This is a genomic window from Actinoplanes missouriensis 431 (assembly GCF_000284295.1).
Lineage (GTDB): Bacteria > Actinomycetota > Actinomycetes > Mycobacteriales > Micromonosporaceae > Actinoplanes > Actinoplanes missouriensis.
This window is the reverse complement of the sequence record NC_017093.1, coordinates 984,061-997,397: the sequence shown is the minus strand read 5'-3', so window position 1 is coordinate 997,397 and position 13,337 is coordinate 984,061. Positions and strand designations below refer to the sequence as shown.

General features: G+C 71.0%; 9 protein-coding genes. 3 read left to right on the top strand and 6 right to left on the bottom strand.

Annotated elements, in window-relative coordinates; translation table 11 throughout:
- Nucleotides 1-15: 15 nt before the first annotated feature.
- The gene (locus AMIS_RS04665) at nt 16-1,002 is read left to right on the top strand and encodes an MGH1-like glycoside hydrolase domain-containing protein (RefSeq protein WP_014441046.1); all 987 of its coding nucleotides are present in this window, start codon (nt 16-18) and stop codon (nt 1,000-1,002) included.
- Here the strand turns inward: AMIS_RS04665 and AMIS_RS04660 are convergent.
- The 4 genes from AMIS_RS04660 to AMIS_RS04645 form a co-directional block, all read right to left on the bottom strand.
- Nucleotides 999-1,484 (bottom strand): MarR family winged helix-turn-helix transcriptional regulator, encoded by a 486-nt coding sequence (locus tag AMIS_RS04660; protein WP_014441045.1) that lies wholly within the window; start codon nt 1,482-1,484, stop codon nt 999-1,001. The two genes, AMIS_RS04665 and AMIS_RS04660, sit on opposite strands and share 4 nt — an antisense overlap.
- Before the next feature lie 220 nt (nt 1,485-1,704).
- A complete protein-coding gene (locus AMIS_RS04655) occupies nt 1,705-2,094 on the bottom strand; it encodes a cupin domain-containing protein (protein ID WP_014441044.1) in 390 nt (129 codons plus the stop codon).
- Nucleotides 2,095-2,113: 19 nt separating this feature from the next.
- Nucleotides 2,114-3,814: a sensor domain-containing phosphodiesterase gene (locus AMIS_RS04650; RefSeq protein ID WP_014441043.1), complete on the bottom strand. Its 1,701-nt coding sequence runs from the start codon at nt 3,812-3,814 to the stop codon at nt 2,114-2,116.
- Nucleotides 3,815-4,144: 330 nt separating this feature from the next.
- A complete protein-coding gene (locus AMIS_RS04645; RefSeq protein ID WP_014441042.1) occupies nt 4,145-8,401 on the bottom strand; it encodes an AAA domain-containing protein in 4,257 nt (1,418 codons plus the stop codon).
- 119 nt (nt 8,402-8,520) lie between these two features.
- Between AMIS_RS04645 and AMIS_RS04640 the strand changes: the two genes are divergently transcribed.
- The gene (locus AMIS_RS04640; RefSeq protein WP_157434734.1) at nt 8,521-9,417 is read left to right on the top strand and encodes a hypothetical protein; all 897 of its coding nucleotides are present in this window, start codon (nt 8,521-8,523) and stop codon (nt 9,415-9,417) included.
- A gap of 467 nt (nt 9,418-9,884) precedes the next feature.
- Here AMIS_RS04640 and AMIS_RS04635 read toward each other — a convergent pair whose 3' ends face one another.
- Complete coding sequence (locus AMIS_RS04635) at nt 9,885-10,553, bottom strand: hypothetical protein (RefSeq protein ID WP_014441040.1); 669 nt, start codon at nt 10,551-10,553, stop codon at nt 9,885-9,887.
- 989 nt (nt 10,554-11,542) lie between these two features.
- On the bottom strand, nt 11,543-11,914 hold the full coding sequence (locus tag AMIS_RS04630) for a hypothetical protein (RefSeq protein ID WP_014441039.1): 372 nt from the start codon (nt 11,912-11,914) through the stop codon (nt 11,543-11,545).
- Between the two features lie 62 nt (nt 11,915-11,976).
- Between AMIS_RS04630 and AMIS_RS04625 the strand changes: the two genes are divergently transcribed.
- Entirely contained in the window at nt 11,977-13,275 is a 1,299-nt protein-coding gene (locus AMIS_RS04625) for an AAA domain-containing protein (protein WP_014441038.1), read from the top strand.
- The last annotated feature ends 62 nt before the right edge of the window (nt 13,276-13,337 follow it).

Genomic DNA, 13,337 nt, shown 5'->3' with positions numbered 1-13,337 from the left:
AAGGGTCTCAATACGATGCACGCAGACGTCTCCGCCGAACTCTGGAAGTCCGCGACCTGGGTCCTCGACACCGGTCGCGCGGGCCGCTCCGCCCCGGCGAGCTGGGACATCGCCGTCACCGCGATCGGCTTCGCCTACACCGATCCGGCGCGCGCCTGGCAGCGCCTCCGAGGCCTCTTCGAGGCCCAGCGACCCACCGGCCAGCTGCCTTCCGAGACCTGCACGACCTTTCCCGGGTACGGCCGGAGCCGCACCCGCCAAGCGACCCCGCCCCTGCACGCGGTGGCGGCGTGGGAGGTCTACCGGCATTGCGCGGCGCACGGGGCGGCCCACGTCCGGCAGGCACAGGCCGAGATCTCCTGGCTCTACCCCCGGCTCTCGGCTCAGCAGGAGTACCTGACCGGCGAGACGTCACACCCCGGCTTCGACGCGATCCTCGGCGCCGCCGATCTCGCCCTGGCCCAGATGGCCGGCGCGCTGGGCCGGCCCGCCGACGCCGACCGGCACCGGGATCGGGCGCAGGCGATCGCCGAGGCGCTGGTCCGCCGGCTCTGGGACCCGGTGACCGGCACGTTCCGATCCCGTGACCCGCGCACCGGCGAGCCCGGCCCGGCGCACACGGCAGCGGGACTGCTGCCGCTGCTGCTCCCGGACCTGCCGGCCGAGCACGCCGAGGCGATCCGCGCCGAGATGGCGTCGGAGCGGTTCGGGCTGCCGTCGCGGACCGGGCTGCCGGTGCCGGAGAACGACGGTGGCGGCCGCGGGCCGATCCGGGTCGACCTGAACTGGCTGCTGCGCCGGGGACTGCTCGTGCACGGCCAGCGCGCCGAGGCCGACCGGCTGCGGACCGCGGTGACCGGCCTGGTCCACGCGAACGGGCACTACGCGGCGTACGACCCGGACACCGGTGAGGGTCGCGGCACGTCGTCCGACGAACGGACCGCGGCGCTCTGCCTGGACCTGCTGGCCGACCGCTCGGCTCCGGCGTACGCCAGGGCCTAACGCTTCTCCCGGACCTCCAGGGGCTGTTCCAGCAGGGCCTCGGTCACCCGGTTGAGCTGCCGCACCTGCGCCACGGTGAGCCGGTCGAAGATCAGCTGGTGCACCGCCTCGGCGTGGCCGGGCGCGGTCGCCACGACCTTGTCGTACCCCTCGTCGGTGAGCACGGCGATCTGGACCCGGCCGTCGTCCGGGTCCCGCTCGCGGCGGATCCAGCCCTTCTCCTCCAGGCGAGCCACCACGTGGGAGAGCCGGGACAGCGACGCGCAGGCCAGTTTCGCCAGCTTGCTCATGGACAGGCGGCGGTCGGGGCGCTCGGAGAGGGTCATCAGGACCAGGTAGCCCATGTGGGTCAGCCCGGCGTCCCGTTGCAGCTGGGCCTCCAGCGCGGCCGGCACCTTGACGAGCACCTCGACCAGGCGGCGCCAGGTGTGCTGCTGCTCGTCGGTCAGCCAGCGCGGCCCGCCGTCGATGGGCTCAGTCATGTTCGCAGGTTAGTGGTGATCGCGCCGGGCGGAGGCAGCCGGGGCCGCCCTCATCCGCGGGGGCCTATATATAACGCGTCGTTTCGATCGACTTACATGAACGTTGCCGGGTAGTCTGTCGAAGGACTTTCACCCCGACACGACGCCGGAACCGGCTGGCTGGGGGGCCTCGGCCGGTTCCGGCGTCGTTTTAACCGATCAGTCGCCGGAGCCGCGCGCGTCACGCCGACGGCGGCTCGTCCTGGCCGGCTTCCTCGGCCGCGTCGGCCTCTTCCTTGGTCTTGTGCACGGCGCCGTCCGCGTGCTCCGGCGGGCCGTAAACCGTGTAGAGGACCAGCGGGTTCGGGCCGTCGTTGAGGAAGTTGTGCTTGCGCCCGGCGGGCACCACGACCAGGTCGCCCTGCGCGACCTTGCGGGTCTGACCCGAGATGATGGCCTTGCCGACACCGCTGACGAAGGTGAGGATCTGGTCCACCTCGTGGACCTCCTCGCCGATCTCGCCGCCCGATGGAATCGTCATGACCACGAGCTGGGTGTGCTTACCGGTCCAGAGGACGCGGCGGAAGTCGGGACTCTGCTCAGCGACGGTCGCAATCGTGAAGTGCTCCATGCACCGCACGTTACCCGCGTCAGGCGTTGTGCAATCGGCCCGGCGGAACCGGTGACGGCCGGCCGATCAGATAGCCCTGCACGTAGTCGACGCCCAGCTCACGCAGCATCCGCAGGGTCGGCTCGTCCTGCACGAACTCGGCGACGGTGTGGATCCCGTACGCCTGGCAGACCTGCACCAGCGCCCGGACCAGCACCTGGTCCTGCGGGTTGTCGACCAGATCCACCACATACTCCCCGTCGATCTTGACGAGGTCGATCGGGAAGAGCCGCAGGTAGCGGAACGACGCGTACCCGGAGCCGAAGTCGTCGAGCGCCAGACCGCAGCCGAGGTCACGGACCCGGTCGGCGAAGCGGCGCGCCTCACTCAGGTTGCCGATCAGCGCGGTCTCGGTGATCTCGAAGGTGAGCTGTGCCGGATCCACCGCGTACCGGTCGAGCAGTTTCTCCACCTCGGCGGTGAGCCGGGGGTCGCCGACCGAGCGACCGGAGAGATTGACCTGCAGGCAGAGGCCGGGCTCCTCGGCGGCGAGCCGCATGGCCCGCTCCACCACCCAGAGGTCGATGTCGAAGATCGCGTCGAGCCGCTCGGCGGTGTCCAGCACCTGGATCGGCGACTGCGGGCCGTCGGCCTCGTCGATCACCCGCAGCAGCAGTTCGTGCCGGGTCACCTTGTTGGTCTGCAGCTCCAGGATCGGCTGCGAGTAGAGCGTGAACCGGTCGGTGCCGAGCGCGTCGGCGACCCGGCTGCGGTACGACCCCTGCCGGTCCCGCACCGGAACCGGATGCGCCACCAGGGTGAGCGGCCGGCGCAGCTCGCGGGACTGCCGCCAAGCCTGCTCGGCGTCGATCAGCAGGTCGTGGCTGCCGGCCTCGGCGTCCTGCTCGAAGCGGACCAGGCCGCCCCAGGCGGTGGCTCGCGGGCATCGGTCGGCCGGCGGCGCGGACCGCAGCGCGTCGATCAGCCGGCGGGCGTGCTCGTGAGCCGTGTTCCAGGCGGCCGCGGCGAGCAGGACACCGATCTCGTTGGGCCCGACCCGGCCGAGCAGATGCTCCGGGGGGATCCGGTCCTCCAGCAGCCGCGCGGCGCGGCGCAGCAGCTCGCCGTTGCGCTCGGGGCGCACCCCGTCCTCGCCGTCGTCCTCCGCCTGGACCCGCACCACCAGCACCGCGCCGGCCGAACCGCGCAGCGCCCGGTCGATCTCGTCGGCGAACCGGGCCCGGGTGAGCAGGCCGGTCGCCGGGTCCGGCTCGATCAGGGACGCCTGCACGGTCTCACCGCGCCGGGTGAGCCGCGCGTTCTCCCGGCGGGTCCGCTCCCGGTGGGTGACGTCCTGGACCGTGCCGCGCAGGCCGCGGACCGTGCCGTCCGGGCTCATCATCGGCTCGAGCCGGCAGTCCACGTCGAACCAGCCGCCGTCGGTGCGCATCAGCCGGACCGTGGTGTGCACGGTGTTCCGGCTGGTCCACGCCTCGGTGATCGCGCCGAGCGCTTTCGCGTGGTCGTCGCGGTGCACGTAACGGGCGAGTATCTGCCGGGTCATCTCCTTCTCGGCGGGCGGGCGGCCGAGCATCGCGGAGAGCGCGGCGGACCAGACGATCTGGTCACCGGCCGCGGAGTAGGTGAACCAGGCGGCGCGGTCCTCGGCGGGCTGCCGTGGTTCGGGCAGAGCCGACGGCGGGGCCGGCGACCAGCGCTCCCGTTCTTCGGGCACGGTCATTCCACGACACCTCCCCCCTCACGCACGGCTGCTCCCCCGACCAACCTCAAGACCCCTCACCTATTACGACCCGTCACCGGGCCGTAGTAACAGTGGACACAAGCGTCAAAGTTTTGACGTTTCCGCCAGCGGGGCCAGGAGCAGGGAATTATCGCCCATCCAGAGAGACGAAACAACCGATCGGATGACCTCGTCACTCCGCATTTACGCCGAAATGCCGCCGAGAACTCCATGACAGACAGTTACTACAAGTGTTGGCCTTGGAACCTTGCGCAATCTTGTACCCGAACCCGACCGTCCACATGCACTCACCGCCAGCAGAAGAGTGCTTTATGTAGTGGCGATCTCCAACTCCGCGATCCGCTGCCAGAGCGGCCGCATGGCCGCCTCCGGCTCCCGGGCGAAGACGCTGCCCCGGATCCGCACGAACACGCAGTTGCCGACCCGCTCCAGCACCGACTGCCGGCGCATGTCGCTCTCCCAGCGCTCCGGGCCGTGGTACGCGTCCCCGTCGCACTCGATCGCGAGCCGGCGCCCGTCCGGAGCGTTCAGCACGAAGTCGATCCGGTAGCCACCGATCCGGAACTGCGGGATCGGACGGTACCCCCGCTCGACCAGGAGCTTCAGCACCGCACGCTCGAAGTCGCTCTCGCAGCGGGCGGCCAGGTCGGCGGCCGCGGCCTCGGTGGGCAGGTTCAGCGCGTACGACAGGAGCAGTCCCCGGGCGTCGTCGGCCGCGAGCGCCGAGGGCCGCACCGAATGGAAGATCCAGAGCTGGTCCCGGGCCCGGGACGCCGCCACGTTGATCCGCCGGTGGTAGTCGCGCTTCGTGAACGCCGCCACCCGAGGATCGTTCTCGGACACCACCATCGAGACGAGCATGACGTCGCGTTCGTCGCCCTGGAACGTGTACGCGTCACCGACCCGCAGCCGCCGGGCCTCGATCTCGTCCTCGCCGATCGCCTCGCGCAGCTGGGTCAACAGGTGCGCGGCCTGCCCACTGCTGCTCAGCAGGCTGATCACGCCGAGCGTCCGGCCGTCGTACCGCGGATCCGCCACGATCTTGGTGACCCGCTCGACGAGGGCCGCCGACTCCTCCAGGTTGACATCGCCGAAACCGGCCAGCGACTGACGTACCCCGGACGCGCAGAAGACCGTCTGGATCGGCGGCAGCACCGGCCGGTCGGCGCGCAGCGGCATGATCTTGTGGTCGTAGTAGTGCCGGGACGAGAACTCGATGATCTGCGGCACGCACCGGAAGTGCTCGGTCAGCAGGATCCGCTCCGGCGAGCGGCGCACCGCGTGGTCGTAGAGCGAGGACTCCGGGTCGAAGTGCTCGGCCGACGGCACGTCGTCCAGGTGCCGTTGGATCAGCCCGGTCACCGACCCGACGAAGCCCAGCTGCGGACCGATCTGCTGGTCGTCGCCGACCACCACGGCCCGCTCGGCGAGCGAGAGCACCGGCAGCGCGAACAGGTCCGCCTGGGACGCCTCGTCGACGATCACGACGTCGAACTTCGCGCCGCCGGCGAACTGCTCGATCGCCCGGTCCACCGACATGACCCAGACCGGCACCGCGCTCACCGCGGACTCCATCGCCCGCTGGGCGTGCGCCTGCCAGGCCGCCGCGCCCCGGCCGGTGCCCTTCCCGATCTTGCGAAGGGCGGTGGTCCAGTCCCCGAGCGCGGCCCGCCGCCGGTCGTCCAGCGCCCGGGACACCTCCAGCCAGGCGGACGCGACGACCAGCTCACCGGTCAGGCGACGGATCTTGGCGCGGGCGCGTTCCACCCGCCGGGACAGCACCGCCGGATCGACGTCACCGACCACCTCGTCGAACCAGGTCTGCGCCCGCCGCCACTCCCACGCCTCCAGGCACGCCTGCCCGGAGACGACCGGGTGCTCGCCGCCCGCGATCATGGCGGCCCACTCCGGCGCCACCGACAGCAGCCGATCGTGCGCCGCGTGGAACCGCATCACGTCCGGTTGCAGCAGCACCAACCGGCGCACCGCGGCGACCGCGTCGTCCCAGCCGTCCAAGGTCTTCCACGCCTCGGCCAGGTCCGGCCAGGGCGCCACCCGTTCCGCCACGGCACGGGCCTGCGCCTGCGCCTTGTCCAGAACGAAGACCCCGGCCGCGCTCTCCAGCAGGCCCGCCACGTCGGCCAGGCACGCCGCGTCGATCTCCAGCTCCTTCTGCGGTACGAGCTGAGCGAGTCGCCCGGCCAGCGGCGGCCACCTGTCCAGATCGAAATCTAGCGACTGTTTCGCCTCCGCCAGCAGCACGCCCGCCCAGACCTCCGGATCGCCCCATCCGGTCGGCGGCGCCGGGACGGACAGCCGGTCCACCCACTCCAGCCAGCTGTCGCCGAGCCGCCGGCGTGCCTGCGACCGGCGCACCCCGGAAATCACCAGGTCGACGTCGTCCACGGTGCGCAACGGCTCACCGTCCACCCGGATCTCGTCGGCCAGCCGGTACAGCCCCGGCTGCAGCAACCGGCTCAGCCCGCGACCCGCCTCGAACCGCTGCCGCATCTCGCCCAGCCGGGTGAGCAGCAGTTTCGGCTCGTTCAGGGTCGGCTCGGGCACCGCGATCCGGTGGCCGGTCACCGCACGGGCCAGGGTGGCAAGCTCGGCGAAGGTCTTCTCGGTCGCGGCGACCTGATCGTTCCAGAGGCGGCGCCAATGCGGGTCGTCGAGCAGCCGGCCCAGCCGGTCGGTCCAGGTGCCCTCGCGCCGCCGCAGCCACGCCACCGCGTCCTTCAACTCGGCGAGCAACTCGGACATGCCGGTCCGCTGCTCCGACCGTACCCTCCCGATCTCGACGCCCTGGTCCGCCAAGCGGGAGAGAGCCTCCTCGATCTCGCCAATCCTCTCCCGGGCCGACGCGGCAGCGGCGGCGTCCGGCAGACCGGAGATCTCCGGCAGCGGGCGCATCGCGGCCGCGCGGTCCTCCGGCGTGAGGCGTGCGGCCAGCTTGAGCAGCGTCGCGAACTCCTCGATGGTCAGCGGCGGCGGCCCGGAGATCGGGTCCGGGATGCCACCGTGCGCCGCGGCACGCTCCCGAAGCCAGGCGCCGACCTCGGCGGGGAGAAGAGCAACCCCACCGATCGGGTACGTGGCCGCCTCGCTCTCGGCGATCAGACGCAGTCCCGCCATCGCCGCGGCGAGTTCCCGTTCCGCCTCCTCCAGTGAGGTGGTGAGCCGCTCCACCCGCCTCGCCTCGGCATCCTTGTCCAGCGTCGCGGCCCGATCCGAGAGCTCCCGGGCGGCCAGCTGAAGCTGCACCAGCTGATCGGTGGTCCGGCCGAGAACCGCGAGGCAGAGCGCCTGCACCTCCTCCGGGAGGCCGTCGCGGAGCACCCGCAGCGGATCCTCCTTCTGCGCCACCACCAGGACCCGTTTGCCGTTCGCCATCAGGTGACAGATCAGGTTGCGGATGGTGTGCGTCTTGCCGGTGCCGGGCGGGCCCTGCACGGCGACGTTGCGGTGATGCGCGAGCCGGCGCGCGATCGACTCCTGCGCCTCGTTCGTGGGCAGCGGCATGAGCAGACGCTCGCCGACACGCGACCATGACTCCGGCTGGTCGCCGGGCATCTCCAGGCGGCTCGGCTCGTGCGCCACGATCGCCGCCAGGGAGCCGACCGAGTCGAACTCGCCGCTGGTCAGGCGATCCCTCAAATTGTCGAGGAAGGCACGGAGGTGGCGTTGCCTCGGCCGGGTGAAGAGGACGGCGGTGTCGACGACGTACGCCGGCTTGGTTGATCTCTCGCCTTTGTCGAGGATCTCCCGGTCGAAGCCCAGGCGGGTCAGCGCGCGCTCGAAGAACTCGCGCCGCTCGAAGTCGTTCCAGAGGTCCACCTCGACCGCGCCACCCGGGCCGGCCAGGGAGGCGAGCTGGTTCAGGTACCGCTCGTCGAGCCCCGCGAGGGCCTCCACCTGCAGCCGGGACGGGCCGGCCGGGGAGACGCTGACCAGGGCGCGGTCCGCGTCGTACTCGATCAGCACCGGGGTGGCGACCAGCGGGTAGCGCACCCGGTTGCCGTCGACCGTGGTCTCCAGGACGCCGTGGCCCCAGACCAGCTCGGTGGTGGCGGTCGCCATGTCCAGCTGGTACATCCGGTCGAAGAGGCGGCGGTGCAGCTCGCGGGTCTGCTCGGCGGCGGCGGTGGCCTGGGACCAGGGGCGCCAGACAGTGTCCCGCCAGTGCGCGAAGTCGTCCGCTTGCTCTGTTTCCCCGGCTTTGTCCTCACTCTCCCCGGCTTTGTCTTCACTCTCCCCGGCTTTGCTGCCCGCCTCCGGCACCGGCTCGTCAGTCGCGGAGATGTCGCCGCGCAGCCGGCGGCGCAGGGCGGCCGGGACGGTCACCGGCGCCGGGAGCTCGGGCCGACCCACACGCAGCCACGAAGTGCCGTCGGCCCCGGGGCCGGTCCGGCAGTCCGGGTGGTGCGGCAGGTCGTCGAGCCACTGCGCGTCGGACGGCAGGGTCCGCGACGGCTTCTCCATCTGCGCCCGGACGGCGAGCAAATAGTCGGCGACGGCCACGGCACGATCCCGGATCGTGGTGGGCGACTCCCGCTGCTCGGCCATCCCACGGAGTTTAGGCCGTACCGCCGATTCGGCATCGCTTCCGCCCGGCCGGTTGTCGCGGTGGCTCACCAGCACATCGCCGAACCGCTAGGGTGACGCCACTGATCTCGGACGACGTCGTGGGGAAGCACGTGAATCAGGGCTGGCAGAACATGGACGGCAACGGGCACTACTGGCCCGGTCAGCAGCCGGGGGTTCCACCGTCGTACTACGCCGGTCCCACCGATCCGCTGGTCAGCGGCGACTACAACGGCTGGTTCCGGCGCGGCGCCGCCCTGGTGAAACAGATCTGGAAGCCCGCGCTCCTGCTGCACGCCGTGATCGCCGTGCCGACCGTCGCGCTGACCCTGCCCACCCAGAACTACATGCTGCGCGAACAGCAGGACGCCGCAGCCGCCCTGGACGTCCGGCCCACCGAGCTGCCGCCGCTGGGTGATCTGGTGCTGGCGCTCACGCTGCTGGTGATCGCCGCCCTGATCGCCGGCACCATCTACGTGATCGCCATGTCGGCGACCGTCCAGCTGGTCGTCCAGGCGGCAACCGGGCGGCCGGTCAGCCTCGGCGCCGCCCTGGGGACCGCGCTGCGCCGCACCCCCGCCCTGCTCGGCTGGTACCTCCTGCTCATCCCGCTCGCCCTGATCGCGATCGCCCTCTGCGTGCTGCCGGTCATCTACGTCGCCGCGGCCACCGCCGTCCTGCCCGTGGTCGTCACCGTCGAACGCGGGACCGGAATCGGGCGGTGCTTCCAGCTGTTCCACGCCGACTTCGGGGTCTCCGCGGGGCGCATCGGCACGTACTTCGGCGTCGCGATCGTCGCCGGGCTCGCCGTGGCAGGGGTCAGCGCGATGGTCGAGGTCGTCGGTGGCGCGGGGGCGGGGCTGGCGGCTGACGGGCTGCTGAACGGGTTGTTCTCGGTGGCGTTCGCCGTGGTGGGGACGCCGTTCGTGGTCGCTGCTTATGCGGACATGCGCTCGCGGCGTGAGCCGTTCTCGACTGCTTACTTGATGGCCAACTGATTCGCGGTCCCGCTCCGTCCGTTTTAGCGCGTGCCCAGCGCTCGGCGTGTCCAGCGTGCTCGGCGCGCTCGGGTGCTCAGCGCGCTCGGGTGCTCAGCGCGCTCGGCGCGCTCGGCGCGCTCGGGTGCTCGGCGTAGCCCGCGCAGGTCAAACCCGGCGCGTCACAGGGCCGCCCTACGGCTCGGTCGGCCCGGCCGTAGCGCACGCAGGCCAAACCCGGCGCGTCACAGGGCCGCCCTACGGCTCGGTCGGCCCGGCCGTAGCGCACGCAGGTCAAACCCGGCGCGTCACAGGCCCGCCCTACGGCTCGGCCGGCCCGGCCGTAGCGCACGCAGGTCAAACCGGCGGCGGGTTGCACGCCTGGGCTACGGCTCGGTGAGGGGGCGTCCGCTCTCTGGGTGTGGAACGGCCACCTCGGGCGGCGGCTGCCTGAGGTGGCCGTTTGTGGGTGGGTGTCTTCCGGGGAACTAGGGGAACTGCATGCGCCTCGGCCGGGGGATCACCGGCGGCGGGAGGGGCAGGTCGTCCAGGTGGCCCCAGTTCAGGGTGCCGTTGTCGGTGGACTTGACCTCGCCGAGGCAGGCGCGGAGCAGTCCCAGGTTGGGCGCCCCGGCGTAACCGGCGATGACCACCTCGGGTTTCGGGGCGATCTGGGCGATCGCTGCGCAGATCTTGGCTACCTCACGCTCGTCGACGGCGTCGAGTGGGAGGGGGGCCTCGACCGGTGAACGGCGCCACGGTGGGCCGAAGCGGCGCAGCAACTCGCGGGCGAGACGGCCGAAGGAACGGCCGACTTCCGCGTCGCGCATCGAGAGGCGGGCGGACTGGCCGTAGCACCACGGGACCACGATGTGCCCGTTGATGAGGACCAGCTGGTACACCGAGCGCGGGACAGCGATGATCTCCGCTCCCGGGAGTGTGCCGAGGAAGAGGACCAGCTCTTCGTACGGCAAAGGCCAACGAGGGTTGCCGAGCACACGTTCCATGGTCTGAGTCATCGCGGGGTGCGCGTGCACCTCGCGATCGATCGCCGTGCTCAAAGCCTCCGGGACCCGGGTCCACAACTCGTCAGCGATCTGGGCGCCGAACTGATCGATGAGCCAATCACTCGGACCGACGAGAACGTCTGGGCGCATTCCCCACCACCACCGTCCGTGTTCCTGACGTCACTGCTGGCTAGAAGAGTTGCACTTCCGATGATCGACTGGAAGGGGTCGCAACGAGATCATAAAAACAACCGTGAATGAAATCGCGCATGTCGATCAAAGGTGGGCCACGACGCTGGAGCGAGCGGCCGGAGAGCGGTGAAACCTGCAACTTGCGGATGCGAACCGCACGCGCAAGTTGCAGGTTAGTTTCGCCATTCGCCCGTGCTGATTATTGAAGCGGGTAGTTATTTCCAGCCGATGACGGAGAGGCAAACATCGCTTCACCGAGCGTGATCAAATGACGGCTCACCTGGGACGGCGGGGAATTTCTGATCATTCCGCCGTACGGGTGACGGGCCGGGTCCGGCGAAGTGGATCTACTGCAAGTCGGCGTGGCGGGCTTGCAAGCGGGCCCACCGGCGCGGTGTCCCCCGAGGGCCACGAGATCACTAGATGGCTCACGACGGAGCAAGTGTCAGATACCCGTCAGATCAACTTCGGTTCGGCGCCCCGGGTGAGGCCCCACGCGTGCGGGTCACGCTCGGCAAACGCTTGCGATCTCGTCGGGCCGACCCAGGGCAACCCCATCATCGGGTACGGCGGGAACGGCGCTGAAAAGGGAGCGGCTCTTACCTCGTACCGGAAAAGGGAATTTCTTAACCGGGAAACCAACGGTCGATCAATCAATTCTCGATTACTCGTCATGAATGGTCGTCGCGCCATTGACGTTCAGTGCACGGCAGCCGTGGCCGGACTGCCGGGCCGGCGCGAGCGCCCAGCACAGCGGCTTCTCAGCCCGAACACGCAGCGTGACAACACCTCACTACCGACCGGAAACGGAAGCGTTTCTCACCGCCGAACGTGAACGAGCACAGGCGGACCTGTTCGCATAACCGGAAAGGCGACCCGATCCCGGCCGGACGGAGGCTTGTTCAGCGCAGTCAGCGCAGTCAGCGCAGTCAGCGCAGTCAGCGCGGTCAGTGCGGGTCCACGGTGTCCCAGGAGTGTTCGAAATCCTCCGGCCGCAACTGCCATTCCCGGAGGACCGCGAGCAGTTCCGCCTCGTCCGCGGCGTCGGCGTGACGGAGGCGGACCGCACCCAGGTCAGGGTCGTAACCCTCGAGCCGGTCCGCCTCGAACTCCCAGTGCGTGACCCGGAAACTGCGCGCCGGGTCGCTGCGCGCACGGCCCGATCGCCTCGCCGCCTCGTCGGCCGGTCCCGAACTCGGGACGATGTGCACCAGCGACCAGCGAGGCGGCTGCGAGGCGGGCAGGAGCACACCGAGCCGCCGGCCGAGCCGGAGCGCCGCCAGCTTGACGGCCGGCCAGTCCCATTCACGCTGATCCATGATGCCGGGGAGCGTACCGAGCGGCGCGGAAACTTGTCGGACAGGAACGCTACGGTCGTCGGGTGAATGTGATCCCGAGCCCGGCCACCGAGGCGGCGACCGTCATCACGGCGGTGCTGAGCGACCTGCGGTCCGGCCGCGATCGCGGCGTGGTGGTCGACTCGCCGCCCGGCGCCGGCAAGTCCACGCTGGTGGTTCGCGCAGCCGGGGAGGTGGCCGCGACAGGCGCGCCGCTGATGATCGTGGCACAGACGAACGAGCAGGTGGACGACCTGATCGAGCGGCTCGGCGTGCGCTCGCCGGAGGTCGGGGTGGGCCGGTTGTCCGCTGTCGACTACGAGCCCTCCGACCGGGTGCGGGCACATCCGAGCTGCCGGGTGGCGGCGAAGGTGGCGGATCTCGGCTCGCCCGCGGTCACCATCGGCACGGCCGCCAAGTGGGCGACCGTCACCGAGGGCACCTGGCCGCAGGCGATCGTCGACGAGGCGTACCAGATGCGGTCGGACGCGCTGCTGCGCGTCGCTCCCCGGTTCGAGCGGGCGCTCTTCGTGGGCGACCCCGGGCAGCTGGATCCGTTCTCCACGGTCGAGGTCGACAGGTGGATCGGCCTGTCCTGGGACCCGATGCAGAGCGCGGTCGCGGTGCTGCTGCGGCACAACCCCGACCTGCCGGTGCACCGGTTGCCGGTCTCCTGGCGGCTGCCCGCGTCGGCGGCGCCGGTGGTGGCCCGGGCGTTCTACCCGTTCACCGGGTTCCGCTCCGGGACCGGCCCGGGCGACCGCACGCTGGCTTTCGGGAAACCCGCTGAGGACGCGCTGGACGAGGTTCTGGACACCGCGGCCGCGACCGGCTGGGGGCTGCACGAGCTGCCCGCCCGGTTCACCGTGCGGACCGACGCGGAGGCGGCAGCGGCCTGCGCGACACTGGCCGCCCGGGCGCTGACCCGGGAGGGCGTCGCCTCGTCGGAGTCCGGGACCGGCCCGCTCACCGCGGACCGGATCGCCATCGGCGCGGCACACCGCGATCAGGTCGCGGTGATCCGTTCGCTGCTGCCGCCGGAGGCCGCCGACGTCACCGTGGACACGGCGAACCGGTTGCAGGGCCGGGAGTACGACCTGACCGTCGTGCTCCACCCGCTCTCCGGCCGGCGCGACGCGACGGCGTTCCACCTGGAGTCCGGCCGGCTCTGCGTGCTGACCTCGCGGCACCGGCACGCGTGCGTCGTGGTGGCCCGCGCCGGCATCGCCGAGCTGCTCGACGCGCACCCGTCGACCGAGCCGGTCCACCTCGGCGTCCCGGTCAAGTTCCCGGACGGCTGGGAGGCGAACCAATCGATGCTGGCGCATTTATACCGGTCATAACCGAATCGGAGGCGTGTATCAGCCGATCCTGCGGCCACGCCGGGGCGAACTGACCGCGCACG

What these genes read in the sequence shown, in the direction of transcription:
- AMIS_RS04665 (WP_014441046.1), top strand. Translation starts at nt 16, where the DNA reads ATGCACGCAGACGTCTCCGCCGAACTCTGGAAGTCCGCGACCTGGGTC.
- AMIS_RS04660 (WP_014441045.1), bottom strand. Translation starts at nt 1,484, where the DNA reads ATGACTGAGCCCATCGACGGCGGGCCGCGCTGGCTGACCGACGAGCAG.
- AMIS_RS04655 (WP_014441044.1), bottom strand. Translation starts at nt 2,094, where the DNA reads ATGGAGCACTTCACGATTGCGACCGTCGCTGAGCAGAGTCCCGACTTC.
- AMIS_RS04650 (WP_014441043.1), bottom strand. Translation starts at nt 3,814, where the DNA reads ATGACCGTGCCCGAAGAACGGGAGCGCTGGTCGCCGGCCCCGCCGTCG.
- AMIS_RS04645 (WP_014441042.1), bottom strand. Translation starts at nt 8,401, where the DNA reads ATGGCCGAGCAGCGGGAGTCGCCCACCACGATCCGGGATCGTGCCGTG.
- AMIS_RS04635 (WP_014441040.1), bottom strand. Translation starts at nt 10,553, where the DNA reads ATGCGCCCAGACGTTCTCGTCGGTCCGAGTGATTGGCTCATCGATCAG.
- AMIS_RS04630 (WP_014441039.1), bottom strand. Translation starts at nt 11,914, where the DNA reads ATGGATCAGCGTGAATGGGACTGGCCGGCCGTCAAGCTGGCGGCGCTC.